Origin of the sequence: Mesorhizobium sp. Cs1299R1N3, assembly GCF_037179625.1 — a bacterium.
GTDB lineage: Bacteria > Pseudomonadota > Alphaproteobacteria > Rhizobiales > Rhizobiaceae > Mesorhizobium > Mesorhizobium salmacidum.
Genome location: NZ_JAPYKQ010000008.1, coordinates 176,574 through 201,918, shown reverse-complemented (window position 1 = coordinate 201,918; position 25,345 = coordinate 176,574). Strand labels below are relative to the sequence as shown.

Below are 25,345 nucleotides of genomic sequence, written 5' to 3'. Positions count from 1 at the left end.
GGTCCAAGTTCCGGGCTTTGGCGGGCCAGAAACGTTCGCGCGCGGTCTATTTTACGCGGTTGGGGCAGAGCGCCTTGAACTGCTCGAGCGTATAGTCGTAGCCCGAAGCGCCCGAGCCATCGAGCACCATGTTCTCGTCGACGGCGGTGATCCGGTAATCGGTTGGCACATCGGTGCCCTTGTTGCGGCCCTGGAACAGCATCTTGGCGCCATAGAAGGTGGTGAACTCGCCGGCCTTGCAGTTGGCGGTGATTTCGAAGTGCAGCGGCGCCTTCATTTCCGCGTCGATGCACTCCTCGGTGAAATCGTGGCCATATTCGCGGCAGTAGACGCGGGCGTTCCGCCTGTCGTGTCTGGCCAGGATGCTGGCATGCGTGGAGCCGATGCCCGACTTTTTGACGATGGTAAGCTCCATTCCGACCCGTGAGCCGTAGTCGAGCGTCGCGGCGCCAGCCGGCGCGGCCAGCAGCATGGCGCAAGGCACAGCCAAGAGACGTCGCATGGAAACTCTTCCCCTGGGACAGAGGCCCCTGGGACAGAGGCCCCTGGGACAGAGGATTGACGCGCGGCATCCTCCGGTCAAGCCTTAATGTGGCCCTGCACTTACGCTTCCCTGGGCGAGCTTCAGGTCAGGTGGACCGCATTTTGCCGCACCTGGCCCAATCGCCTCGGCCCGGGAAACGGATGGTCATTATGAGACGATTGTTTATAACGGTCGCTGAAATCGCGATACCAAGGGGAGACGATGCGCTACATACGTCCGCTTTCAATCGAAGACGCCGTGGGCCAACTGGCCGGATCGGCCGGCCCCGCCGCCATCCTTGCCGGGGGCAGTGACCTGCTGGTGAGGATGAAGGGCGGCTTTGTCGAACCCGAACTGATCATAGACATCAAGTCGATCGCCGGCTTGCGCGACATCAGCGAAACCGCCGACGGCTTCAGCATCGGCGCCGCCGTGCCGTGCGCCGTGCTGGGCGAGAACGCCGCGCTCAAGAAGGCCTGGCCAGGCGTCGTCGAGGCGGCGAAGCTGATCGGCTCCAAGCAGGTGCAGGGACGCTGCACCATTGTTGGCAATCTGTGCAACGCCTCGCCGGCGGCCGACAGCGTGCCGGCGCTGGTGGCGGCTGGCGCCAGGGCGGTGGTCGTCGGCCCGTCGGGCAAGCGCACCATTGCCGTCGAGACCGTGCCGACCGCGCCGGGCCGGACCTCGCTCGCCAAGGGCGAGATCATCGAGGCGATCCTGCTCGACAAGCGCGCGCCGCGCTCGGCCGATGCGTATCTCAGGTTCATTCCGCGCACCGAGATGGACATCGCCGTGGTCAGCGCCGGTGTGAACCTGACGCTGGACGCAGCCGGCGTCGTGACGGCGGCCCGCGTGGCGATCGGCGCCGCCGCGCCGACCGTGTTGCTGGTGGAAGAAGGGGCCGAGGCCCTGATCGGCCGCAAGCTCGACGAAGCGGCGCTGGAGCGGCTGGCCAAGGTCTGCGCCGGGGCCTGCCGCCCCATCGACGACAAGCGAGGCACAATCGAATTCAGACGCAAGGTTGCGGGCGTGCTGGCGAGGCGAGCCGCACAGACCGCCTATGCACGCGCAGGAGGCAAATGATGGCTGGTGTAGCTGTTTCAACCACAATCAACGGCGACAGCGTCGAATATCTCTGCCAGCCCGACGAGACGCTGCTCGACGTGCTGCGCGACCGGCTCGGGCTGACCGGCGCCAAGGAAGGCTGCGGCACCGGCGACTGCGGCGCCTGCAGCGTCATCGTCGACGACCGGCTGGTGTGTTCGTGCCTGGTGCTCGGCGCGGAAGCGGAAGGCCGCCGCATCGAGACCGTCGAGGGCATGGCGCATGGCGACACGCTGCACCCGCTGCAGCAGAAGTTCCTGGAACACGCGGCCCTGCAATGCGGCATCTGCACGCCCGGCTTCCTGATCGCGGCCAAGGACCTGCTCGCGAAAAACCCCGACCCGACCGAGGAGGAAATCCGCTTCGGGCTGGCCGGCAATCTCTGCCGCTGCACCGGCTATGACAAGATCGTGCGCGCCGTCCAGGACGCGGCAATCGTCATGAAACAAGCGTAGGAGCGTGACCATGAATTTCGATCCACGGTACTCCAACCGCAATTTCGCTTCCGTCGGCACCCGCCCGATCCGTCCCGACGGCGTCGACAAGGTGACCGGCCGCGCCCGCTACGGCGCCGACTTCAACATGGCCGGCCAGCTGGTCGGCCGCGTGCTGCGCAGCCCGCACGCGCATGCCAAGATCAGGAAGATCGACACTTCGAAGGCGGAAGCGCTTGCCGGCGTGAAGGCGGTGATCACCGCCGCCGACCTGCCCGATCTCACCGATGGCGATGCCGCCATGTACGACATCCTCGACAATTGCATGGCGCGCACCAAGGCGCTCTATGACGGCCATGCGGTGGCCGCCGTGGCGGCGATCGATGCCCACACGGCCAGGCAAGCGCTGAAGCTGATCGAGGTCGACTACGAGGTGCTGCCGCATGTCACCGACGTCGACGAGGCGATGCAGCACCACGCGCCGCTGATCAACGACACGATCTTCACCGAGGGGCTGGAGGAAAAGCCAATCAAGGCGTCCAACGTCACCAAGCGCTCGCAGTTCGGCCATGGCGACGTCCATCAGGGTTTCGGCCACGCCGATTTCATCGTCGAGCGCTCTTTCAAGACCGAGCAGACGCACCAGGGCTATATCGAGCCGCATGCCTGCGTGGCCAATGTCAGCTCCGACGGCACCGCGGACCTGTGGGTCTGCACGCAAGGCCATTTCGTCTATCGCCAGCACTGCGCGCAGCTGCTCGGCATGGAAGCCTCGAAGCTGCGCGTCACCTCCTCGGAGATCGGTGGCGGTTTCGGCGGCAAGACCCATGTCTGGGCCGAGCCGGTGGCGCTTGCTCTGTCGCGCAAGGCCGGACGCCCGGTGAAGCTGGTGATGACCCGCGACGAGGTGTTCCGCGCCTCGGGGCCGACCAGCGCCACCTCGATCGACGTCAAGATCGGCGCCCGCAAGGACGGCACCATCACGGCGGCCGAAGCGACGCTGCGCTACACAAGCGGCCCTTATGCCGGCACCTGGGCCGAGATCGGCGCCATGACGGCGTTCGCCTGCTACAGGCTCGATAACGTCAAGACGGTGGGCTTCGAAGTGCTGGTCAACCGGCCGAAGACCGCCGCCTATCGCGCGCCGTCGGCGCCGATGGCGGCCTTCGCGGTGGAAAGCACCGTCGACGAGCTCGCCAAGGAGCTCGGCATGGATCCGGTCGAGTTCCGCATCAAGAATGCCGCCCAGGAAGGCACGCGCTCGTCCTACGGCCCGGTCTACGGCCCGATCGGCATCGGCCCGACGCTGGAGGCGGTGAAGAACCATGCGCACATGAAGGCGCCGCTCAAGGAGAACCAGGGGCGCGGCATGGCCTGCGGCTTCTGGTTCAATTTCGGCGGCCAGACCTGCACCGACCTGAACATCGGCATGGACGGCTCGGTTTCGCTTGCCGTCGGCACCGTCGATGTCGGCGGCTCCCGCGCCTCGCTGTCGCTGGTGGCGGCGGAGGAGCTCGGCATCGCCTATGAACAGGTCAAGGCCATCGTCGCCGACACGTCGAGCCTCGGCTACAACGACATGACCGACGGCAGCCGGGGCACCTTCTCATCCTCGATGGCGACGATCTCGGCCGCCCGCAACGCGATCAAAATCCTGCGCGAGCGCGCCGCGCAGATGTGGGATATCTCCGTCGACGACGTGGTCTGGGAACAGGGCCACGCGGTCGCCAAGGGCGAGAAGCACGGCAATCTCGGCAAGCTGTCGCTGAAGGAGATCGCGGCGCAGTCCGGCAAGACCGGCGGACCGATCGCCGGCCATAGCGAGCTCGTCGCCGACGGCGCCGGCGTCTCCTTCGCCACCCATATATGCGACGTCGAGGTCGACCCCGAGACGGGTTCGACCAGGGTGATCCGCTACACGGTGGTGCAGGATGCCGGCAAGGCGGTGCACCCGACCTATGTCGAGGGCCAGTACCAGGGCGGCGCAGCGCAAGGCATCGGCTGGGCGCTCAACGAGGAGTACATCTACGGCAAGGACGGCCGGCTGCAGAACGCCGGCTTCCTCGACTACCGCATCCCGGTCTGCTCCGACCTGCCGATGATCGACACGCAGATCCTGGAAATCCCCAACCCCAACCACCCCTATGGCGTGCGCGGTGTCGGCGAAACCTCGATCGTGCCGCCGCTGGCGGCGATCGCCAACGCGGTCTCGAACGCGGCGGGCGTGCGCATGACCCACATCCCGATGTCGCCGCCCCGCATCCTGGCGGCGATCGAGGCGGAACGGGAAGGCTAGAAAGGGGCTCCGGCGCAATGGTCGAAGTCACGCTCTGGGGCGCGCTGGCCACGACCGCCGGAGGCAAGAGCAAGGTCGAGGTCGAGGCCAAGGACATAAGGGAGCTGTTCAGGAAACTGGCTGAACAGTATCCCGGCCTGGAGCCCTGGATCGACCGCGGGATCGCCGTGGCGATCGACGGGACGATTTACCGGGACACGTGGAGTAAGGAGCTGCCGCCGGGGGCGGAGATTTTTCTGCTGCCGCGGCTGGCTGGGGGGTGACTTCACGATCTCGACCGTGTCGACCGTGATTTCGTCCAGGCACCCGGCACCGCGATGCGGTCTAAGATCCCATTAACGGGCTCGCGCTCAAACCTGATCTTGTCGCCCGGCCGGTCAGGCTTTGAATTTGTCGGGAAATTGTTTGGCGATGCCTGCCGTCAGCATGTCAGCGAACTTCAACATGTGAACGTGGCCTTCGTCGTAGGACTTGATGTCCGCCGCCCAATCCTTCTTCAACCGGCCAACGACCTCGCTGGTTGTCAGTTCCAGATGCTTGTGCAGCATTTCTTTCATGTCTTGTTCGGACCAGTTCGGATTGGCCTTGCAGAGAAACATGGCGATGTCGTCAGCATTGTCTGTCCATTTCTTCTGAGCGGCCGCAAGTTTGTCCTTGCTGCCTGATTTGGCCGCTTTGACCACCTCCGTTGCAATCTTGATGTGGTCCTTCAACAGCGTCGCCAGCTTTTGACCTGCCGCATCGCCGTAGTAAGGTTTTACCGCGTCCCCTATGTCATCCTGGTTCTGCAGAAGGCGCTTGGCAATGTCATCTGTATCCGGCCGGCGAGTGCGCTGATAATGTAATTGCGCGTGTAAGTGATGTGATCTTCCCACAGCTTCCGCATTGCTGATTGAACGTTTGCCGCCGATTGCGGTTCGTCAGCGCGAGCCGAGGTGAAGGCTAATGGCCCGACCAACAAGGCTGTGGCTGCGGAGAAGAGTACGAGGCGCCTGTTCATGACCACCTCCCACCGACACGGGGCGGCTACACCGATTCAGATTAACATTAGCGATAGCTAAAAGTTCCGGCTCGAAACGAAAAAGCGGCGCTCGTCTGCCCTTGCCTGCCTGGTGGTTAGTATCGTGGATTGCGCTTTTCGACGCCTCCTGCAGTCGGTCAGGACAAGTGATCCAGTCCCAAGCAGCTGGGCTCGAGTTCGTCCAAGGCTTTCAATTTCGAGATAGCCTTTCTGCTCAGCAGGATGCTGTGATAGGCAAGTGCGATGGACGGGGACGAGCCAGCATTCGATAAGCACAGGTCGGCAATCGGCCTCCTTGATTGCACGATTTCGCTTGCGCGTGGGGTCATGCGGGCGGTCATGCTCGCGCTGCTGCTTGCCGTGGGCATGCAGGACGCCCGGTCCCAGAGTTGTTCAATTTCAAACTCCATCGGGTCGTACGGAACGATAGATATCCTGAACGGTGGCACGATCGATGCGACGTCAACCTTCTCGATCAACTGCACCGGGACAGCCAATCAGACAGTGCGCCTTTGCGTTGAGCTCTCGCCCGGTCAGACGAACGCAGCCGGCAATCGCCGGCTAGCGGCGGGTTCGGAGCGACTTGTTCACGAGCTCTACAGCGATCCCTCCCGAACGACCATTTGGGGGTCTTGGGGTCTGGCCACCACGTCCTATGGTCTCTATCCTGCCGGCACAACTTTCGACCTTGGATTGGGATCAAGCGGAAGCGCCAGCGCCACCCTCACCGCCTATGGCAGGGTGCTCTCCAACCAGACCACGACAGGCCCTGGATCGTTTGCCTGGACCATGAGCACCGCTCCGGCCACCGAATATGACTATAAGACCGCTGCGACCTGCCCGACCGGCACGCGCCAGACCACTTCTAGCGGCTCGTCCTGGACCGCGACGATCAACCCCAACTGCGCCGTCTCGGCCTCCAGTGTCAACTTCGGCTCGGTCGGCGTTCTGGCCTCGAACACTGACGCGACAGGTTCGGTCACCGTGCGCTGTACAAACACGACGCCGTATACCATCGGTTTAAGCGCCGGCACAGGTTCGGGGGCCACCGTGGCCAACCGGAAGATGACGAGCGGCGTCAAGACTGTGATGTATTCGCTCTACAGCGATAGCGCCCGAACCGCCATTTGGGGCAATACGATTGGGACCGACTCCAGTGCCGGTACGGGTACGGGGCTGGACCAGATATACAGCGTCTACGCACGCGCCCCCGCGCAGACGACGCCCGCGCCAGGCACCTACAGCGACACGATCGTCGTGACGGTCACCTACTGAGGGCATAGTTTATCGGCAGACAACAGGAATGATCACCTGCTTGTTGGCTCTGGATCGGTAAGGGAAAGACGCCTGGCACGAGCCTTGAGCGGTCGCCGCCGTGAGGGTATTTCTGCTTGTCAGCCCTGTGACATAGGCGCGTCCGTCGTAGCCGACGAGGGCATCCAGATTCCCGTTGACCTTGATCTGCGATCCCACCGCCAACGGCTGTCCGTTCGGTTTCGACACGACCAGCACCGCGGCATTGACGTTCGTGCGAACACGGAAATCCACCCGGACGCCCGAGCGGTCGGCCGGGGACACGACGGCCTGCGTGGTGGCGACCTCGGCGTCGACAGGCAGATCGGTGGTGCCTATGGCGATCTTGTTCCTTTGATAGGAACGCAGGCCCGACAGCAGCAACCGGCCATGCGCGTCCGTCACGCCGACAGGGCGATTTTCATAGATGACGCCGACATTGGGCACACCTGTCTCGACGACAGCGAAGCTGTCGTCGATCCGATCCGTCAGGAACACCCCAGAGCCCATTGTCGCGATCGCGCCGTCGACCTGCGCAGTCGCCGTGCTGCCGGAGCTGGAATGAATGACGGTGGCATCCGCCTGCCCGTAAGACGAGCGGTAAGACGCCGCCGCCGCGCCTTCGGAGGATTTCTGGCTGAAGCTTGCCCGCCACCCGATGCTGCCGGGTTCCTCGCCGAGCGGCTTGCTCAATTCGGCGAACGCCTCGACGCCGTCCTGACCCGCGGAGACTGCCGATGATGCTATCACGTCGACGCCGATCGGGACGGACAATGCTCCGAACAGGCCGACATGCCGGTGCCCGCAAAGCTCCGCAAAGGCGGTGGCGTTGAAGTAGCCGAAGGGCAGCGTCCGCGAATAGGAGGCGGTGATGATTCTCGAGCTGTCGCCGGTCGCTGATGTGAGGTCGATATAGCTTCCGCCGATGCTGCTGGTGCCGGATAGAGGTACGCCGAACGAAATGCTGTTGACCATCTCATGTGGTCGGTCAACTCGAGCGGATCCATCGGTCACCTCGGGATCGAAATCTAGAAGGCTGAAGAATTCGTGATCGACCCCCGCCTGTTCCCGAAATCGGCCAGTCGCCGACGCGAGATCGTCATAGTGCCCAAACGTCATCTGGGTGCTTGCATTGATGCTGACACGGCCGAGCCTCATTTCATAGGAAGCATAGGCCTGCGCGCCGTTGCCGGTGTCGCCATGGCTGCCGGAAAGGGCGAACGAGACGACGCCAAGCGAGCCGGTGCGCGTTACCACCCCAGCGCCGCCATTCACCACTTGGCTTGAGGCCTCCGCGTGGCCTTCCAGCGTCAACCAGTCCGAGATACCCTTTCGCAGGCTTGCCGACACGACTGGTTGATTGAGCGCATAGGCGTCCGAAGTCGTTCCATAGCCGAAGCGCGGGAGGCCAGCTTCCAGCGAAAAATCCGATAGTCCCGGTCGCAGCAGGTTGGGAGACGTATAGAACGGCACGGTCGTGCGCGTTTCGTGACCCGCCGCATCGCGTAGCACGACACGCGCTTCCCCGCCGCCGGTCGTGACCGGAATGTCGGTGATCTGATATGGGCCGGCGCCTATGTCGTGAGAATAGGCTTTCGCATCGTTGACGTAGACGTCCACCGTGGATGGAACCGCCGCGCTGCCGCCGACGGAGGCAAGTGGCTGGGTAATCAGATCTGTGCGGAGCCCGAAATTGCGACGCAACTGAAGTCCGCCGATGCGGATCGGCCTCGTCCATGCGAACCCGCCGGAGATCGCGTCGCCTGCCCGGTATGTGACCAGTCTTGCCGGGTCCGAATAGCTGAAAGTGGTGTCGAGTCTCAGCGCATCGGCGTGGCCCTCTTGGTCCAGCCGAAGGATCGCCGACTGACCGAGCGTGCCGATTGGTGAGAAGGCTCGCGCGTCCAGGGTCGCGGACACGCCGCTGAAAGTGAAATTTTTCTTGTCGACATCCTGTCGCGACGCGGCGAAGAGATTGTAGTCGAGAACGCCGCCAGTGCCCGTGTCTATGCGAGGCGGGGCTTCGCCATCGGGCCTCGCGTCGTAGCTGATCGTTCCGCGCAGGCTATCATTGATGCTAAGGTAGATGCGTTGCTCGCGTTCGTCGTAGCGATAGGTCAGGCCCTGAACGGTGTCGAGCATGACGGTGGCATCGTCCGGTTTGTCTTGGCCGACAGCCAATCCCAGGGCGCGCAGTTCGTTCTGGCTTGTTTCAAAACGCCTTCCGTCGGGGGATGTGAACGCCGCGATCTGGTTGGTAGAGGCGCCGTTGACGAAGACTTCGAGCTGGAAATGCCGGATTTCCGCCGCCGCAGCATCGAACTCTGTCAGCGTGCAAAGCAGTATCGAAAATCTCAGGAGGCTCGCTCCTTTCACTGCCCGCTATCAACCGCGGCAACCGCGTTGATTGCGCCATCGTTGCCTTCCGCGGAAACCGACACCGACCCATTAGTAGCGAATTTTCGCCCCTTGACCGGCGCCGTCCACTGCATGGTGGACTGACCGAGAGCATATCCGACTAAGCCATTGCCGAAGGAAATCTTGTGTCCACCAGCATCGCGCAACGAGAGAGCGGAGATGCGCAGACGCTTTTTGCCAAGATTATGGGCGGAAACGAGCACTCGCCCGTTTTGCTTCGATACCGTCCAATCCACGGCCGGCTGCCCTCTTTGCGGTGAACCGAAGAAGACGGGTATGGAGTGGCGCACCAGCAGCTTCACCGTGCCACTTCGCGCGGGGCCTGCGTCCGGCAACTCGTCGACGAGCAGCCGGTAGGCCTCTTCAGCGACCACGGGCTGTTTCGTTACGCGCACGATTCGCACGACATAGTCGACGCCCGGCGCCAGCGTGATCGCGGGCGGCGACGCAACGACATCCTCGGTGGGAGTGAGGGATTCGTCGCCGTTCGACTGCGACCAGCGGAAGACGCGTATCTGGATCGTGCTGGGGGTTGATCCCGCATTGTGCAGCGTGATCGTCGATGCGGCTTGGGGTGCGACGACGTCGACCAGAGCAGGTTGCACCTGAAGCGCATCCGCGCGCGCCGGCCAAGAGCCTAAAAGCAAAGCCGCCGCCAACGCCAACGCCGAACTCGACTTCACCACCATCTCAATTTCTCCTCAGGCTTCGAGCGGCCTCTGCTGGCGACGCAGCAGCCGATCGGATTGCCGATCTGCTCAAAAACGCCCATTTACACGCGATACCCCGACGCAGGGTTCTGTTGCAGGGCTACGATTGCGACTAGTAGGTAACCGTCACTGTCACCGTGTCGGTATAGACCGCCGGAGCTGGTGTCGACTGCGACGGCACCCGTCCATAGACGGTAAAGCTCTGCGCGGCGCCATTGCCGGTCGCCGACACTGAATCTGTGCCAACAGTGTTGCCCCATACTGTGGTCCGGCCGCTGTCGCTGTAGAGCGAATAGTTGATCGTCGAGCCGCCGTTGGTCATCTTGCGGGTGGCGACGGTCGCTCCGGTGCCGGTGCCTGCATTCAGCCCGATATTGTAAGGAGTCGTGTTGGTACACTGGACCTGCAGCGTCGATGCTTGGTCGACATTGGCCGCAATGACACCCGACGATCCGAAGTTTAGCGTCGCCGCGCTGTTGATCGTGCAGGATGCCGTAATGGTCATTTGGACGGACATCGAACTCGTCGTGGTAGTCGCGCGCGCTTCGCTGCTGAAAAGCGCTGGCAAGACCAGGCACGCTGATACTATCCTCCACACAGGTGAGGCTCCTTGAAGATTGGGGGGATTGATGCGGCAGGGCGGTTGTTCGGCACATATATGCCCGCACATGGTTAATTATGGATTACTAATATTCCCTTTGGTGGTGGTATCTCAGTTCGAAATTGCACTTCGGCCTGGCGTTCGGCCTATGCTTTCTGACCCCCGTATATTTCACGCAAAGCATGGGAGGTTCAGCACGTCGATTGCCTGGGAGATCAACGGTTTTCCTCCGCATCATCGTGCTCGCCCAGCACTTCCCCATGCGCCCCCAGCTTTCGGACGATCCAGATCGGATCGACCAGATGGTCGCGCTCGGGGTTGGCGGGGTGGATGAGGATGCCCCCGATGGTTCAGCATCAGCCGGGGACCAGCGTGGCGGAGGCCAAGGAGACCGGTACCTGGCTTGCCCGTGCGGCTGGTCTATCGTGCCAATTTGCCCAAGCGTGCGCTGAACGTTCCCCGAGCGCAGCCATTCGGCGCTCGGTTTGCCCCGACGCCGAACCGAAAACCATTTCGCGCTCCTACGCTCCCACCTTTGCCCGCTCATACACCAGCGCCGCCACCGCCAGATCCCCCACCGCCAGCCCTCGAAAAACAAACGCCGTCGTTTCGCCCGGCCCCTCCCGTCCCGCAAAATCGCCGCAGACCAGGCCTGTCAGGTCGCCGGCGACCATCGTGGGGTCGATCATGGGGTTGGGCATTTTCGCTTCCTGCTCCAGGTCATCGACGATGATGCGGTCGAAGCGGCGCATCGTGCCGGGCAGCCAGGGCAGGGCCTGGTCGGTCATCACGGTGAAGCTTCCCGGCTTCAGCCAGTTCGCGTCGAGGAAGGGCGCGGGCCTGGGCACCAGGGTCACCGTCGTCACCACCATGTCGGCGCCTTCGATCGCGGCCCTTGCCGTGTCGCATGGGATTGCTTGCAGGCCTCGCGAGCGGGCTATCTGGCAAAGCGCGTCGCGATTGGCCGCGCCGCGACCGAAGGCGCGGATTTCGCGCAAGGGGAAGAGGTCGGCGAACGCTTCGAGGTGGCCGCGCGCCTGCACGCCGCAGCCGATGAAGGCGAGGGACGACGCGTCGCCGCTGGCCATGCGCCTGGCGGCGACGGCGCTCAAGGCGGCCGTGCGTTTCTCCGTCACCCAATTGCCGTCGACCAGGGCAAGCGGCAGGCCTGTTTCGGCGTCGAGCAGCGTGATCAGCGAATTCAGCGTGGGCATGCCGCGCCCGGCGTTGCGCGGATTGACGACCAGCGATTTCGTGGCCAGCACCGGCGGCGTGGACGCAACGCCCAGCGTCGCCATGATGTAGCGGTCGTCGCCCGGCAGCACGACCGCCTTCGGCGCGCACCAGACCTCGCCGCGCCTCTGGCCGACGATCTGGCGTTCGATCTCGTCGACCATGTCGGCCGTGGAAATCGACAGGCGGTCGAGCAGCGCCGATGACAGATAGGGCAAGGTTTCGGCGGCCAAGGGTTTCATCCTGTCATTCCCCCAAAGGGATCATCAAACCCCGCGAGAGGGCCAGCGGCCCCCTCATCGCGGGCCCCTCACGCCCCCAGCGTCGGCTCCGTATTCACCTCCAGCGCCTCTTCCGCCTCATGCTCCTCGCCCAGCACCTCGCCATGCACCTCCAGCGGGCGGCCGATCCAGATCGGGTCGACCAGGTGGTCGCGCTTGGGGTTGGTGGTGTTGGGGTGGATGAGGATGCTGAGGCCCCGGTGGTTCAGCATCAGCCAGGGCACCAGCGTCGCGAAAATTTCGGGTGCGAAGGAGACCTGGTACATGGCCTGCCCGTGCGGGCCGACCGGTCCGTCGTGCCAATTGCCCAGGCGCACGCGGAAACGTTCTCCGATGCGCTGGCGCAGCCATTCGGCATGCTGCCGCTCGGCCTGCCCGTCATAGTAGATATGGGCGTGGTAGCTGGCGATCTCGGCCAGTTGTCTTGGATTGGGGGGCCTCGGCTGCCCGGCCGGCGTTGAACTGGCTTTGCTCATCTCGGTTCTTCCCCTGGCGTCGCGTCCGGCGGAACTTTAGCCGAAGCGCGGGTATCTTGTCTGTAGCCGGGGCGGCGTGCGCCGAGATCAGCGACAAACAGGCTGTGGGCGCCGCGCAATGGTCGGCTATTCGAACGAATTTCTTTGCAAGCCGTTAATTCGGCCATGCGTCAATAAGCATCTGCTAATTATCCGATGGCGTGGGGTACGCAATGACCAAGAATCTTGGCAATGGACGCTATGTGCCGCCCAGGGACACAAGCGTCTCCTTCCTCGGCAAGATCGCGCCGGCGCTGTTCCCGCTCGTCGTGGCGGCGCTGGGCTATGCGATCGGGCGGCAGTTCTTCGGCCTGTAGAGCAATTCCAGGAAAAGTGCGTAGCGGTTTTCCCCGGGAAAAGCGCATAGCGCTTTCCCTAGGGAATTGCGTATTCGAAAGCGCATCAAGCGCCGGTCTCGGTTGCCGCCTCCTCGGCCTCGGCCCGCCTGACGCGGTCGCTGGCCAGAAGCACGACCGGGCAGGCGACGGCGGCCAGCACGGCGGTCGCCGTGTCGCCGAAGAACAGCTCTTCGCCTGGCCGCTGCGTGACGCCCATCACCACCATGGCGGCGCCCTTGCCCGCCTCCCTGGCGATCGCCCTGTCGGGCGTGGCACGCGTCCGGATCGCGGTCTCGACGGCGACGCCATAGCGGTCGGCGAGATCGGCGACATCCTTGAGCACGGCCTCCTCGCGGCGGTGCGAAACCGAGCTTGGCGGGCTGCCCTTGCGGGCCTGCGAGACATAGAGGGCTTTCACGCGGGCCCGGTGCGGCCGGGCCAAGGCGAGCGCGAAATCGGCCGCGCGGCGCGCGACTTCGGTGCCGTTGACGGGAACCAGAATGGTCGCGCCGGCGCGCAGCAACGGCATCTTGCCGCTGGATTTGGCGCCATTCAGCACCAGGCAGAGCGGGCGGTCGAAGCCGCTGGTGATATCCTTCAGGGTACCGCTGAAGGTGCCCTTGTCGGTCATCGCGTTGTCCAGCCCGACCAGCAGAAGGCCGTAGCCCTTGCGCGCTTCGGCGGCGATCGTTTCGGTGGTGGCCTCAAGCTCGGTGCGGGCCGTGAGGTGGACCTTGTCGACCGGCGTATCCTCGGCCTTGCGGACAGCCCTGGCGCTTCTGGCCGCCCCTTTCTTGACCTGCTGCGAGGCCCGCTCGGGGCCTTTGTCGCGGGCAGGGCCGGGCAGTTCCCCGCCCTCCAGGTGGAGCAGCGTGGTCGGCATGCCGCTACCGCCGCCGACGAGGCCGGCGAGATAGGCGGTGAACTTGCCGACCGGGCTGTCGTCGACGAGCAGCAGCAACCGCTCCAGCTTGGAGACGAAGCCGCGCTCGTCGAGCAGTTCGCGGTCGACGCGCTGCTTTTCCGCATCGCCGACCGGCAACCGGCCGAGCGCCCAGCGCAGCATTGGCGGCATGGCCAGCGTGGTGATGACGGCCATGGTGACGATCATCGTGAACAGATTGTGGGAGAGGATGTTCATCGACAGGCCGATCGAGGCGACGATGACCTCGGTCGAGCCGCGCGCGTTCATGGCGCTGCCGATGGCGGTGGCCTCCTTCAGCGACATGCCGGACAGCCGGCCGCCGAGGAAGGCGCCCGAGAATTTGCCGATGCTGGCGATCAGCACCAGCGCCAGCGTCAGCAGCGCCAGCGTCGGGTCGGCAAGCACGGTGAGGTCGGCGGACAGGCCGGCCATGCCGAAGAACACCGGCATGAACAGCGCCGTGATGACGCCGCGCAACTGGCCCTCGATGTGGTTGGACAGGATCGGCGATTCCCCCACCAATATGCCGGCGACGAAGGCGCCGAGCACGGTGTGGACGCCGATCAGGTTGGTGATCAGCGCCATCACGCCCATGATGATGAGGATGACCGATATGACGGCGTATTCGCTGCGGAACGAGTCATTGCTCCAGCGGATCAGCGCGAACACCGCGCGGCGGCCGATGGTGAAGGAAAACACCATGAACAGCGCCACTTCGGCCACCGTGGTGATGAGCGGCACCACTTGCAGGCTGCCATTGGTGGCGATGCCGAAGGTGACGGCGATGATCAGCCAGCCGATCGTGTCCTCGATGATCGCCGAGGAGATGATGATCTGGCCGAGGTTGCGGCGCATGAAGTTCATCTCGCGCACCACCATGGCGACGATCTTGACCGAGGAGATCGACAGCGCGGTGCCGAGGAACAGCCCGGCGACGACGCGCTCAGTCGGCTCGGGCAACAGCGAGCCCGGCAGCACCTGCGCCAGCGCGAAGCCGCAGGCAAAGGGCACGACGACGCCGGTGATCGAGATCGAAAAACAGGCCGCGCCCACCCGCCGTACGAGGCGCAGATCCGTCTCCATGCCGGTCAGCAGGAGGAGGAGCAGAATGCCGAGCTGCGAGACGGCATCGATCATGCTTTTCTGCGCGGGATCGGTGGAAAAGACCAGGTGCTGCGCGTCGGGCCAGAGCCAGCCGAACAGCGACGGCCCAAGCAGGATGCCGCCGATCAGCTGGCCCATGATCGCCGGCTGGCGATAGCGCTGGAAGACTTCGCCCAGCCCACGGCCGACCAGAAGCAGGAGCACGATCTCGGCGACGAACAGCCCTTCGGCCGAACCGCCCATGCCAGAGGCGTGACCGGCCGGCTGCGCAGCCAGCGCGTGGCTTGCCGGTGCCAGAAGGAGAATGGCCAGCGAAAAGGCGACCGCGGCGCCGTGCGACCTCGTTGCCGTTGGGTGGATCATGGGTCCCTTCAAGACGCCGCCGCGGACTGACCATAACAACGCGCGGCTGACCTTTGCGTTGCAGCCATCCGTCGCAGAAATCGGGCGTCAGATATCGGGCTCAGACGTGGACATCGCCGAAGGAGAGCTCGCCGTCATCGCCCGGCGTCAGGAAGGCGGCGGCCACCAGGCCGGCATAGAGGAAGGCAACCACGGCGACGATGGCCGCGCCTGGAACGGGACCGAGCGCCGCCGCGCCGACGGCCTCGCGCAATGTGCCGGCAAAGCCGACCGGCGCGCCCTGGTTGATCAGGCTCGGGGTCGACAGTTTGAGGATCCAGGCGAGCAGTAGGATCAGCATCATGTGCAGGTAGTTGCGGCGCAAACGGCGTGCCAGCGCCACGCGCTGCGAGACCAGGAATTTCGGCGTGCGCAGGCTCTCGCCGAGGATCAGCAGCCAGTCGGAGGCGAAGTCCGGCTGCGGCGAGAAGATCTGCGCGAAATAATGGCGCTCGAACTGGCGTACGCGGGCGCGGTAGACATCGAAGAAGCGGTAGCGGCGCGCCTCGATCCACAACAAGAGCAGCACCAGCAGCATGGCGAACAGCAGCACGCCGTGATGGGCGCTGGCCGTCGACAGCGACACCGACAGCATCGCCGCGACAACGGTGATCGCCCAGTTGCTGGTGCGGTCCAGGCGGTCGCGCCAGCCGGCCATGCGGGCGATCTCGGCGCGATGGAAATGGGACATCACGGTGACCAGTTCGCTTGGCAAAAGCGTCCTGCCGACGGGCGTTGCCGGCGCATCGTTCATGACTTCCTCCCAACCTGATGCAACGTTCCGGGAGCGATGTCGTTCCATTGCGACCCCGCCGGCGACAAATGGGACGGGTGGTCGCGTTCTCCCTGTGTTTCCCGCGCGTATGTCACCTTCGGACGTCGCGGCGGGGCGGAACTCATTCAGGCGCCGGCGGGCCCCTCTGTCCTGCCGGACATCTCCCCCGCTTGGGGGGAGATTGGCAGCGTCGGCAGCCTCTTGAGTATCTGCCTCCGCTGGGCAACATAGCGGCCATGGCCGAGGCACGAAAATGAACAAGCCGATTTCCGCCGCACCGCGCAAACCCGCGCTCCGCAAACCGCCGATGGCGCTGACCGAGGCGCTGGTGGCGCGCACCTTGCGCGCGGTCGAGGATGCCGGGCCGACGCCAGGCATGGTCTATATGACTGACCTGGATTATGCGCGGTTTCGCGACGAGATTCTGGCCTCGGCGCCGGCCGGGCCGCTGAAGCTGTTCGCCTATGGCTCGCTATTGTGGAAGCCGGCGGGGGAGGTGCGGGGTGGCGAACGGGCGGTGGCTCGGGGGTGGCACCGGTCGTTCTGCTTCACCGTGCAGCGCTTTCGCGGCACGCTCGATCGGCCCGGCCTGATGATGGCGCTCGACCGTGGCGGCCAGTGCCAGGGCATGGTATTCGAGATCGCCGAACCGGTGGCCGAAAATCTGGAAGCGCTGCTGCGCCGCGAAATGACCATCCTGCCCGCCGTCAACGTGCCGCGCTGGCTGCGGGTCAGCACCGAAGGCGGGACGGGCCAGGCGCTCGGCTTCGTCGTCGATCCCGCCAATCCGCGCTACGCCGGCAAGCTCGACAAGCCCGCGGTCGCGGCGACGCTGGCCAGAGCCGTCGGCCACTGGGGCTCGGGCGCGCAATATCTGTTCGAGACGATCCGCCACCTCGACGCCTGCGGCATCCGTGACCGCAATCTGTGGCAGTTGCAGGAACTGGTGGCGCAGGAGATCGGGCGGAGCCATACCCGCTGAAAAACCGAGCCGGCGCCGCGCGAATGCGCCTGCGTGAACAGGAAATGGCTGACGACCGCCGAAGGGCGGGGGGGCGGGGTATCGACGGTCGCCTGAGCGGAAGGGGCCATGGATTGAGCAAACTACGTTGCGGCAGGCCCTTACCTATAATAGCTGATTTGGCCAAGATGAACAGTCTGTTCGTCCGGTTGGGACGAAGCCGCTGTCAACGGGTGAAGGCGATCGCGTCCAGGGGTGAAGGCGATCGCGTCCAGCGCCGAAGGACTATGTTGGCTTTGCCGTCCATCTCACCGATATTCCTGTCGCTCCATGTTCCGGCTTGACATACATATCCCGGCGGTTATACGTAAACCAATAGCCAACGGGTTATTGATTGCACATGACCGATGCTCACGATGCGCTCTTCAGGACGCTCGCCGACCCGACGCGGCGCGCCATCTTCGAACGATTATGCCGCCAGGGAGAGCAGACCGTGGGCGCTCTGACAATCCAGTCCGGCGTCTCGCAGCCGGCGGTGTCGAAGCATCTCGGCTTGCTGAAGCAGGCCGGGCTGGTGCGCGACAGGCATGAGGGCCGTCAGACGCATTACAGCGCGCAGCTTGCCGCGCTGGCGCCGCTGATGGACTGGACACGCCATATGGCGGGGTTCTGGGAAAGCCGGTTCGACGACCTCGAGGATTTGCTCAAGAGGATGGACCAGTGAACGATAGTGCCCAGGAGACCCGCACTGTCGTCGTCGAGCGGGAAATCTCCCATCCACCCGAAAAACTCTGGCGCGCGCTGACGCAACCGCATCTGATCGAGGAGTGGCTGATGAAGAACGATTTCAATCCGGTCGTGGGCCATCGCTTCAACATCAGCGCCGACTGGGGCGGCGTGCTGGACTGCGAGGTGCTTGCCGTCGAGCCGCACAAGACGCTGTCCTACACCTGGAACCTGGCGCACCAGGATCCGGCCTTCGATCTCAGGAGCGTGGTGACTTTCACGCTCACCCCGACGCCGACGGGAACCCATCTGCGCATGGAGCAGGCCGGTTTCCGGCCCGACCAGAGGCGGGCCTATGGCGGCGCCAAGGTGGGGTGGCCGCAATTCCTGGAGAAGCTGGAAGAGCTTCTGGCGCGGACGGACTGAAGTCTCCGGCCAGGCCGAAAGCCACACAGCACTATTAAAGGGCGGTTCTCCGCCAGCAAAACCCATGGAGAAAAAGCGATGAAACTCAAACTGACCAGCATCTATGTCGACGATCAGGAAAAGGCGCTTGCCTTCTATACCGATGTGCTGGGCTTCACCAAGAAAGCCGATTTCAGCAACGGGCCGTTCCGCTGGCTGACGGTCGTCTCGGCCGAAGAGCCCGACGGGACCGAATTGCAGCTGGCGCTGAACGACAATCCGGCAGCCAAGGCCTACCAGCAGGCGATCTTCAAGCAGGGCCAGCCGGCGCTGATGCTGTTCACCGACGACATCAAGGCCGACCACGAGCGCATCAAGGCGAATGGCGGTGCCTTCGCCATGGCGCCGATCGCAGTGACCGGCTCGACCATCGCGCAGGTGAATGATGGCTGCGGCAATCTCGTCCAGATCACGGAGCTGGCGCGCTGGTGAGGGGCGCCGGTTTTCAACGCATGCAAGAGGAGGTAGCATTGGACTGGAGCAAATGGATCAGGCAGACGCATCGCTGGCTGTCGATCATCTTTACGGCAACCGTCGCCGCGAACTTTATCACCATGGCGTTCGGGCAGCCGCCCGCCTGGGTGGTTTATTCGCCACTCCTGCCGCTCTTTCTTTTGCTGTTCAGCGGCCTCTATATGTTCGTGCTGCCCTATGTTTCCAGGGGACGCAGCGTGCAGCGGGCCAACGGATAGGAAGGGAGCGGCATGGCCAAGATCGAGCAGAAATCGACCAGGCCCGCCAAGGCTGAGCCGAAGCTGCTTTCCGGCGGCAACCCGCAGATCGCCAAAGGCTATGGCGATGCCCCGGTGCAGGCCTATATCGCGGCCATGCCGGGCTGGAAGCGCGAGGTCGGCCAACGCCTCGACGCGCTCATCGAGCGCGCCTTGCCCGGTGTCCACAAGGCGGTCAAATGGAACTCGCCCTTCTACGGCGTCGAAGGCGAGGGCTGGTTCCTCAACATCCATTGCTTCGCCAAATACATCAAGGTGGCTTTCTTTCGCGGCCAGTCGCTGGACCCGGTGCCGCCGGTCGCGTCCAAGAGCAGGGATACGCGCTATTTCCACATCCACGAGGACGAGGCCTTCGACGAGGCGCAGTTCAGCGCCTGGGTGAAGCAGGCCAGCCAATTGCCTGGCGAGCGCATGTGAGCGCGCTATTTCCAGCGTTTGAAGGAGAAACGGCATGACGACCACCGGACTGCAGGACAGCAAATCTCCCTCCGAGCTGATCGACGGCAGGATCAAGGAACTCGGCGACTGGCGCGGCGAGATGCTGGGGCGGCTGCGCGCGCTGATCCATCAAGCCGATCCCGACGTGGTCGAGACGTGGAAATGGCGCGGCGTGCCGGTGTGGGAGGATGCCGGCATGATCTGCACGGGCGAGACCTACAAGGCCGTCGTCAAGCTGACCTTCGCCAAAGGGGCCGCGCTGCCCGATCCCGCACGCCTGTTCAACTCCAGCCTCGAAGGCAATACGCGCCGCGCCATCGATTTCCAGAAGGGCGAAGAGATCGACGAGGAGGCCTTCAAGGCGCTGGTGCGCGCCGCCGTGGCGTTGAATAAGTCGAAGGCGCGAAGGTAACCGCGTCTGTCGACAAAGGCCGCCGTCGGCGCTGCCCCTCACTGTCCTGCCGGACCTCTCTCCCCGTAAACGGGGCGAGAGGGGCTGGCCGCAACGCTGGCGCGCGGTGATCCTCTACGTCGTCGTCCAGCGCATCGGCTTCGGCATGTTCCTGTTCGAGCGGCCAAGGCGTCCGCGGTCAGCCGTCCCGCAGCCAGACCAGCATCTCGCCGGGCTCGCGGTTGTCCCAGGCGAAATAGGGGATGGCGGTCAGCCGCGTCTCGACCTTGGCCGGCGGTTCGGAACGATAGAGCCCGTCCCGCCAGCCGTCGCCGGCATCGGCTTGCGCCGTGGCTGAAAGCGTCACCACGCCGCCGAGCAGGTCCGGCTCGTCATGCGCCTCGATGCCAGCCGTGCGCGGCAGGGTCAGGCGATGCAGGCTGGTGTCATTGTCGGTCGCCTCGACGCAGTAGATCAGCGGCCCGCGCGACAGCGCGACGCGGCCGGCATCCTGCCGCACCTCGGGATTGGCGTAGAGCCGCTCGATCGGCATTTCGAGATCGAGCCGGACACGGTCGCCCTTTGCCCAGAGCCTCCGGATCGCGGCGTAGCCGTCGCTGGTCAGTTCCTCGAGGTCGACCGCCTCGCCGTTGATCTCGAGCCTGGCACCGGAACTCCAGCCCGGCACTCGCAAATGCAGCGTGAACGCCACCGGCGCCTGCGGCTCGACCGTGATCTCGACCGCGCCGTCCCAGGGATAGCGGCTCGCTTGCGCCAGCGTGACCGGCACGCCCGATATGTCGAAGCGGGCGGCGGAGTCGCCGTAGAGGTGCACGGCAAGGGCGTCGTCCGCCAGGCTGTAGAAATAGCTGCCGATGGAGGCGACCATGCGCCCGACATTGGGCGGGCAGCAGGGGCAGCGGTGCCATTTCCATCTGTTGTGCTTGCCCCGGCTTTCCAGCGGGTTCTCGTAGAAGAACAGCGAGCCGTCGAGCGACAAGCCCGAGATGGAACCATTGTAGAGCGCGCGCTCCATCATGTCGGCGTAGCGGGCGTTCGGCCCCATGCCGAGCATGCGGCTCGCCCAGAACACCAGCCCGACCGAGGCGCAGGTCTCGGCATAGGCGGTTTCGTTGGGCAGGTCGTAGTCGCTGGTGAAACCCTCATTGTGCGCCGACGGACCGAGCCCGCCGGTGATGTAGAGGTTCTTGGTGGTGAGGTCGTCCCACAGCCGGTCGAGCGCCACCCGCAGCGTGTCGTCGCCATATTCGGTGGCGATATCAGCCATGCCCGAATAGAGATACATGGCCCGCACCGCATGGCCGACGACCTTGTCCTGCTCGCGCACCGGAATGTGCGACTGGCTGTATTCGTAGGTCTTGAAATGATAGGCCTTCGGGTCGGTGCCGCGGGCGCGCGCCTCCTCGTCGAAATAATGCGGCTGCTGCCCACGCTGGTCGATGAAGTACTTGGCCAGCTCCATGTACTGTTGTTCGCCCGTGACCCGCGCCAGCTTGACCAGCGCCAGCTCGATCTCCTCATGGCCGCAATAGCCCTTTTTCTTGCCGGGCTCGGGGCCGAGCACCGAGGCGATGTGGTCGGCGTAGCGGCACATGATGTCGAGCAGCTTTCGCTTGCCCGTCGCCTGGTAGTAGGCGACCGCACCCTCGATCAGGTGGCCGGCACAATACAGCTCGTGGCAATCGCGCAGATTGGTCCAGCGCTTGCCGGGCTGGATGCGCTGATACCAGCTGGAGAGATAGCCGTCCTCCTGCTGCAGCCTGCCGTACATGTCGATGACGGCGTCGATCTTGTTCTCCAGTTCGGGGTTCTTGCGCCGGTAGAGGCAATAGGCCGCGGTCTCGATCGTCTTGCCGAGATCGGAATCCCAGAACATCTGCGTGGTCACCGTCGAACCGGTGAAGCCGGGGGAGGCCGCCTCGTCGGGAGACGGCGAGTGGAAGGGGATGACAATTCCGGGCGAGGGGCGGTCGGGGTCGATCTGCTCCAGCATGCGCGCCTCCACGCAGCGGTCGTAGAGGATGTCGGCTGTGCGCGTGGCGACCGCCTCGGCGCGGTCGCCCCAGAAGCCGCGCACGTCCACCTGCGGCACCGGAAGCGGTCGGAAGGCGAGCTTCGGCTTGCCCGTTCTAGCCGTTCTTGCGGTTTGCGATCCGGTCATGAACTCACTCCAATTCGGTCTGTTATTTGACGGCCCCGGCCATCAGGCCGCGGATGTAGAAGCGCTGCAAAGCGAGGAACAGGATCAGGCACGGCACCATCATCACGGTGACGCCCGCCTGCACGGCGCCCCAGTCGATGGCGCCAAAGCGGCCCGATTGAAGCGCGGTCATCATCACCGGCAGCGTGAATTTGGACTGGTCGGTCATCAGCACCAGGGCGGCGAGGAATTCGTTCCAGGCGCCGAGGAAGGCGAACAGCGCGATGGTGACGACGCCCGGCCAGACCAGCGGCAGCATCACCTTTATGAGCATGGTGGCGTTGCCGGCGCCGTCCATGCGCGCGGCCTCCTCGATCTCGCGCGGCACCGCGTCGAAGGCGTTGCGCATCATGAAGATCGAGAACGGCAGCTGCAGCGTCACATAGACGCCGACCAGCCCGGTCAGCGTGTTGTGCAGGCCAAGCTTGGTCAGCACCAGGAAGATCGGCGTCAGGATCGACTGGAACGGGATCATGATCGTCGACAGGATGAGGACGAAGAACAGATCCTTCAGGGGAAACCGAAACCGCGAAAAACCGTAGCCGGCGAGCACGCTGACGATGACCGACAATATGACGGTCATCACCGAGACATAGATGCTGTTCTGCGCCGAGGCCCACAGCCCGTCGCCGAAGCTGTTCAACGTGGCGTAGTTTTCCAGCGAGAAGCCGGACGTCGGCCAGGGCGGCAGCGGCGGCAGGCGGGCCTCCTGCGCCGGCTTGAAGGCCGACAGCACCGTCCACACGATCGGCGCCACGAACAGCACCGAGGCGACGATGCCGGTGGAGTGCCTGGCCAAGTGCGCGGCGAGCTTGCCTCTGCCTGACATCGCCTGCGCCATCAGTCGAGCCCCTCGGGCTTGCGCAGCAACCAGAGCTGGACGAGGCTGAGCGCCACCAGGATGACCAGCAGCACCATGGAAAGTGCGGCGCCATAGCCGAGCTTGAACGAGACGAAGGACTGGTTGAAGATCCAGTAGACCGCCGTCAGCGTCTGGTTGCGCGGGCCGCCGCGCAGGATGATGTAGAACTGGTCGAAGGCAAGGATCGAGCCGGCCACCGACAGGATGAGCGCCAGCGCCAGCGTGCGGCGCATCAGCGGCAGGGTTATCGCCCGGAACCGCGCAAACGGTCCGGCGCCGTCGATAACGGCTGCCTCCTGCAGGTCCTGCGGGATCGATTGCAGGCCGGTCATCAGGATGATCATGGTGAAGCCGGCGACCTTCCACACCACCATGGCGATGATCGACCAGAAGGCCGGTTGGAAGGTGGCGAGCAGGTTGAATTTTCTGTCGATCAAGCCGAGGTCGTAGGCGGCGGGGCTGAACAGGCCGGAATCGACGTTGAGGAGCCATGACCAGAGCAGGCTCGCCGAGGCAAAGCCGACCACCGCCGGCATGAAGAACATGGTGCGATAGAGGTTGGTGAACGGGCGCGGCCGCTCGATGAAGATCGCCAGCGGAAAGGCGACGGCGAAGATCGCGATGGTGACGACCAGCGTGTAGTAGCCGGTGAATCTCAGCGCGTTCCAGAACCTCGTGTCGCGCAGGATCGCCCAGTAATTGCCGAGGCCGATGAAGGAGTGCTCGCCCATCAGCGGCCAGTTGTGCAGCGACATCCAGGCCGTCATGCCAAGCGGGATGACGAAGAACAGCATGACCAGCGCCACCGCCGGCGCGACATAGAGCAGGCCGATCCATTGCCGGCGCCCGGCACCAACGAGTTTTCGGACGCGGGGCGGGGCGGTGGTTGTGGTGATGGCGGTCATGGCGGAGCTCCCCCTTCTCCCCCTGTGGGGTGAGCGGCCGGTTCGCCGAAGGCGAATTCATCGTGCCGGTGGCACGATGAAAGGCCAGCGAACGCCGGGACGCTGCGAAGCAGCGGGGACCCGGCAGGGTGGATCGGCCACCCCCCGGCCCTTCGCAGGCTCAGGGCGTTCGAAGCTCGAAAAGCCAAGCAGTTGGCTTTTCGTCCGCTGCGCGGACCGCTTCTCACCCCACAAGGGGAGAAGGGGGAGCGAGCCTTGCCACGCACCGAATTCGTGATAAAAGTGAGGTTTCTCAACGCGATAGCCTGCTATTTGAATGGAACAATTTCCGGCCGCCCGCCCAGGGAGACAGGCGGGCGGCCGGCAGGCGTCCGCTTACTTCTGCGGCGCCTGGTCGATGATCGACTGCATGGTCTCCTGGGCGTTGGCGATCGCGCCGTCGACGTCGTCACCGAAGAAGACCTCGTTGATCATCTGCGTCCACGGGCCGTTGGCGGAGTTGATCAGGTCGTTGAACACCACCGAATAGGGCGTCTTGCCCTTGGCCATCGCCTCGGCGGCGATCTGGTAGCGCGGATCGAGATCCTTGAGCGCGTCCTTGGCGATGTCGCCGCGCACTGGCAGGCTGCCGTATTTGGCGAGGATCGTCTGGCCTTCGAGCGAATAGGCGAAGTCCAGGAACTCTTTCACCACGGCGAGTTTCTTGGTGCCCTTGGTGACGACGAAATTGTCGCCGCCGGCAAAGGACGACCAGTTGCCATCCTTGCCCGGCAGGAAGGTGACGCCGTAGTCGACATTGGGATACTGCGTGTTGAGCGCGCCGATGGCGAAGGCGCCGGACGGCGAGATGCCGATATTGCCGGCGGCGAAGGCGGCAAAGAAATTGGCGCCGGTGTCGGTCTGCGCGCCCGCCGGCACCAGGTCCTTCTTGACCATGGAGCGGTAGAGATCGATGGCGCCACGCAGCTGCGGGCTGTCCAGCGTCGCCTTCGAGCCGTCCTCCGACAGGATGTCGCCGCCCGAGGCCCAGATCAGCGGCGTGAAGGTGAAGATGTTGCAGCCGCCGCAATTGCCGGAGAAATAGAAGCCCTTGATGTTGCCGCCAAGCGCATTGACCTTCTCGGCGTCGGCTTCGATCTCGGCCCAGTTGGCGGGACCTTTCTCGGGGTCGAGGCCTGCCTGCTTGAACAGCTTCTTGTTCCAGATCAGCACCGAGGCGTCGGCCGAGAAGGGCAAGCCGTAAATATGGTCCTTGTAAGTGCCGGTCTTCACATGCGCCGGCGACAGGCTGGCGAAATAGGGCAGGGACTTCGCCCAGTCGGTGATGTCCTCCAGCTGGCCGGCGGCGGCGAAGGAGGGCGTGTAGATCAGGTCGAGCGACAGCGCGTCGGGCGCCGTGCCACCGGCGGCGGCCGCGCCATATTTCGGGATGATCTCGGCATTGGGGATGATGTCGAGCTTGACCTGGTCCTTGTTCGCCTTGTTGAAGGCGTCGACGATCTTCGGCATGAAATTCGAGCCGTCGGCGCGTACCCAGATGTTGGCGGTCTCGGCGGCGGCAAATTGCAGGCCGCAGCCCAGAACGGCGGCCGTCAGGCCCAGTTTGGCAATCAAAGTCCTCATGTTCTCCTCCTCCACATTTGGCCGCGATGCGCGGCTTGCCGCCGATTGC

The 25,345-nt window shown here is 64.3% G+C and carries 26 protein-coding genes; 13 read left to right on the top strand and 13 right to left on the bottom strand.

Annotation, left to right across the window (positions count from 1 at the left end; genetic code table 11):
* Nucleotides 1-46: 46 nt before the first annotated feature.
* On the bottom strand, nucleotides 47-502 hold the full coding sequence (locus tag O7B34_RS19230) for a hypothetical protein (RefSeq protein WP_337147544.1): 456 nt from the start codon (nucleotides 500-502) through the stop codon (nucleotides 47-49).
* A 243-nt stretch (nucleotides 503-745) separates the two neighbouring features.
* Here O7B34_RS19230 and O7B34_RS19225 point away from each other — a divergent pair, with 243 nt between their 5' ends.
* The 4 genes from O7B34_RS19225 to O7B34_RS19210 are packed head-to-tail and all read left to right on the top strand — an operon-like array spanning nucleotide 746 to nucleotide 4,620.
* Nucleotides 746-1,606, top strand: coding sequence for an FAD binding domain-containing protein (locus tag O7B34_RS19225; RefSeq protein ID WP_337147543.1), 861 nt, complete (start codon nucleotides 746-748; stop codon nucleotides 1,604-1,606).
* Nucleotides 1,606-2,082, top strand: a complete 477-nt coding sequence (locus O7B34_RS19220) for a (2Fe-2S)-binding protein (RefSeq protein ID WP_337132657.1) — start codon at nucleotides 1,606-1,608, stop codon at nucleotides 2,080-2,082. Before O7B34_RS19225 ends, O7B34_RS19220 begins: the two co-directional genes overlap by 1 nt.
* Nucleotides 2,083-2,092: 10 nt before the next feature.
* Complete coding sequence (locus O7B34_RS19215) at nucleotides 2,093-4,357, top strand: xanthine dehydrogenase family protein molybdopterin-binding subunit (RefSeq protein WP_337147542.1); 2,265 nt, start codon at nucleotides 2,093-2,095, stop codon at nucleotides 4,355-4,357.
* A gap of 17 nt (nucleotides 4,358-4,374) precedes the next feature.
* On the top strand, nucleotides 4,375-4,620 hold the full coding sequence (locus O7B34_RS19210; protein ID WP_140509248.1) for a MoaD/ThiS family protein: 246 nt from the start codon (nucleotides 4,375-4,377) through the stop codon (nucleotides 4,618-4,620).
* A gap of 114 nt (nucleotides 4,621-4,734) precedes the next feature.
* On the opposite strand, the gene O7B34_RS19205 is transcribed toward O7B34_RS19210, so the two are convergent.
* Nucleotides 4,735-5,232 carry an acetylglutamate kinase gene (locus O7B34_RS19205; protein WP_337147541.1) on the bottom strand — a complete coding sequence of 166 codons (498 nt, stop codon included), beginning with the start codon at nucleotides 5,230-5,232 and terminating at the stop codon, nucleotides 4,735-4,737.
* A gap of 389 nt (nucleotides 5,233-5,621) precedes the next feature.
* On the opposite strand from O7B34_RS19205, the gene O7B34_RS19200 reads away from it, so the two are divergent.
* A complete protein-coding gene (locus O7B34_RS19200) occupies nucleotides 5,622-6,653 on the top strand; it encodes a Csu type fimbrial protein (RefSeq protein WP_337147540.1) in 1,032 nt (343 codons plus the stop codon).
* A gap of 9 nt (nucleotides 6,654-6,662) precedes the next feature.
* Here the strand turns inward: O7B34_RS19200 and O7B34_RS19195 are convergent, their stop codons facing one another.
* From O7B34_RS19195 to O7B34_RS19175, 5 genes are all read right to left on the bottom strand, one after another.
* Entirely contained in the window at nucleotides 6,663-9,047 is a 2,385-nt protein-coding gene (locus O7B34_RS19195; RefSeq protein WP_337147538.1) for a fimbria/pilus outer membrane usher protein, read from the bottom strand.
* Nucleotides 9,044-9,778 (bottom strand): fimbrial biogenesis chaperone, encoded by a 735-nt coding sequence (locus O7B34_RS19190; protein WP_337147537.1) that lies wholly within the window; start codon nucleotides 9,776-9,778, stop codon nucleotides 9,044-9,046. Before O7B34_RS19190 ends, O7B34_RS19195 begins: the two co-directional genes overlap by 4 nt.
* A gap of 133 nt (nucleotides 9,779-9,911) precedes the next feature.
* The gene (locus O7B34_RS19185; RefSeq protein ID WP_442920974.1) at nucleotides 9,912-10,397 is read right to left on the bottom strand and encodes a Csu type fimbrial protein; all 486 of its coding nucleotides are present in this window, start codon (nucleotides 10,395-10,397) and stop codon (nucleotides 9,912-9,914) included.
* Nucleotides 10,398-10,921: 524 nt separating this feature from the next.
* Nucleotides 10,922-11,875, bottom strand: a complete 954-nt coding sequence (locus O7B34_RS19180) for an ornithine cyclodeaminase family protein (RefSeq protein ID WP_337147534.1) — start codon at nucleotides 11,873-11,875, stop codon at nucleotides 10,922-10,924.
* A 68-nt stretch (nucleotides 11,876-11,943) separates the two neighbouring features.
* Nucleotides 11,944-12,390 carry a DOPA 4,5-dioxygenase family protein gene (locus tag O7B34_RS19175; protein WP_337147533.1) on the bottom strand — a complete coding sequence of 149 codons (447 nt, stop codon included), beginning with the start codon at nucleotides 12,388-12,390 and terminating at the stop codon, nucleotides 11,944-11,946.
* Nucleotides 12,391-12,602: 212 nt separating this feature from the next.
* Here O7B34_RS19175 and O7B34_RS19170 point away from each other — a divergent pair, with 212 nt between their 5' ends.
* Nucleotides 12,603-12,746: a hypothetical protein gene (locus tag O7B34_RS19170; RefSeq protein ID WP_337147531.1), complete on the top strand. Its 144-nt coding sequence runs from the start codon at nucleotides 12,603-12,605 to the stop codon at nucleotides 12,744-12,746.
* An 85-nt stretch (nucleotides 12,747-12,831) separates the two neighbouring features.
* Here O7B34_RS19170 and O7B34_RS19165 read toward each other — a convergent pair whose 3' ends face one another.
* Nucleotides 12,832-15,039: a cation:proton antiporter domain-containing protein gene (locus O7B34_RS19165; protein ID WP_442920977.1), complete on the bottom strand. Its 2,208-nt coding sequence runs from the start codon at nucleotides 15,037-15,039 to the stop codon at nucleotides 12,832-12,834.
* A 220-nt stretch (nucleotides 15,040-15,259) separates the two neighbouring features.
* The gene (locus tag O7B34_RS19160) at nucleotides 15,260-15,952 is read right to left on the bottom strand and encodes a DUF2270 domain-containing protein (protein ID WP_337147528.1); all 693 of its coding nucleotides are present in this window, start codon (nucleotides 15,950-15,952) and stop codon (nucleotides 15,260-15,262) included.
* Between the two features lie 274 nt (nucleotides 15,953-16,226).
* Here O7B34_RS19160 and O7B34_RS19155 point away from each other — a divergent pair, with 274 nt between their 5' ends.
* The 7 genes from O7B34_RS19155 (at nucleotide 16,227) to O7B34_RS19125 (ending at nucleotide 19,706) form a co-directional block, all read left to right on the top strand.
* Nucleotides 16,227-16,955 (top strand): gamma-glutamylcyclotransferase, encoded by a 729-nt coding sequence (locus tag O7B34_RS19155; RefSeq protein ID WP_337147527.1) that lies wholly within the window; start codon nucleotides 16,227-16,229, stop codon nucleotides 16,953-16,955.
* 379 nt (nucleotides 16,956-17,334) lie between these two features.
* Nucleotides 17,335-17,658: an ArsR/SmtB family transcription factor gene (locus O7B34_RS19150; protein ID WP_027146469.1), complete on the top strand. Its 324-nt coding sequence runs from the start codon at nucleotides 17,335-17,337 to the stop codon at nucleotides 17,656-17,658.
* Nucleotides 17,655-18,086, top strand: coding sequence for an SRPBCC family protein (locus O7B34_RS19145; protein WP_337147526.1), 432 nt, complete (start codon nucleotides 17,655-17,657; stop codon nucleotides 18,084-18,086). Before O7B34_RS19150 ends, O7B34_RS19145 begins: the two co-directional genes overlap by 4 nt.
* A gap of 78 nt (nucleotides 18,087-18,164) precedes the next feature.
* Nucleotides 18,165-18,557 (top strand): VOC family protein, encoded by a 393-nt coding sequence (locus O7B34_RS19140; protein ID WP_337147524.1) that lies wholly within the window; start codon nucleotides 18,165-18,167, stop codon nucleotides 18,555-18,557.
* 38 nt (nucleotides 18,558-18,595) lie between these two features.
* A complete protein-coding gene (locus O7B34_RS19135) occupies nucleotides 18,596-18,817 on the top strand; it encodes a hypothetical protein (protein ID WP_337147523.1) in 222 nt (73 codons plus the stop codon).
* A gap of 12 nt (nucleotides 18,818-18,829) precedes the next feature.
* The gene (locus O7B34_RS19130; RefSeq protein ID WP_337147521.1) at nucleotides 18,830-19,273 is read left to right on the top strand and encodes a DUF1801 domain-containing protein; all 444 of its coding nucleotides are present in this window, start codon (nucleotides 18,830-18,832) and stop codon (nucleotides 19,271-19,273) included.
* A gap of 34 nt (nucleotides 19,274-19,307) precedes the next feature.
* Complete coding sequence (locus O7B34_RS19125) at nucleotides 19,308-19,706, top strand: DUF1801 domain-containing protein (protein ID WP_337147520.1); 399 nt, start codon at nucleotides 19,308-19,310, stop codon at nucleotides 19,704-19,706.
* Nucleotides 19,707-19,884: 178 nt separating this feature from the next.
* Here the strand turns inward: O7B34_RS19125 and O7B34_RS19120 are convergent, their stop codons facing one another.
* From O7B34_RS19120 to O7B34_RS19105, 4 genes are all read right to left on the bottom strand, one after another.
* Nucleotides 19,885-21,867, bottom strand: a complete 1,983-nt coding sequence (locus O7B34_RS19120) for a glycoside hydrolase family 127 protein (protein ID WP_337147519.1) — start codon at nucleotides 21,865-21,867, stop codon at nucleotides 19,885-19,887.
* Nucleotides 21,868-21,889: 22 nt separating this feature from the next.
* Nucleotides 21,890-22,747, bottom strand: a complete 858-nt coding sequence (locus O7B34_RS19115) for a carbohydrate ABC transporter permease (RefSeq protein ID WP_337147518.1) — start codon at nucleotides 22,745-22,747, stop codon at nucleotides 21,890-21,892.
* On the bottom strand, nucleotides 22,747-23,673 hold the full coding sequence (locus O7B34_RS19110) for a carbohydrate ABC transporter permease (RefSeq protein ID WP_027146461.1): 927 nt from the start codon (nucleotides 23,671-23,673) through the stop codon (nucleotides 22,747-22,749). The genes O7B34_RS19115 and O7B34_RS19110 overlap by 1 nt, the downstream gene beginning before the upstream one ends.
* Nucleotides 23,674-24,048: 375 nt before the next feature.
* Nucleotides 24,049-25,296 carry an ABC transporter substrate-binding protein gene (locus O7B34_RS19105; RefSeq protein ID WP_337147517.1) on the bottom strand — a complete coding sequence of 416 codons (1,248 nt, stop codon included), beginning with the start codon at nucleotides 25,294-25,296 and terminating at the stop codon, nucleotides 24,049-24,051.
* Nucleotides 25,297-25,345: the final 49 nt, after the last annotated feature.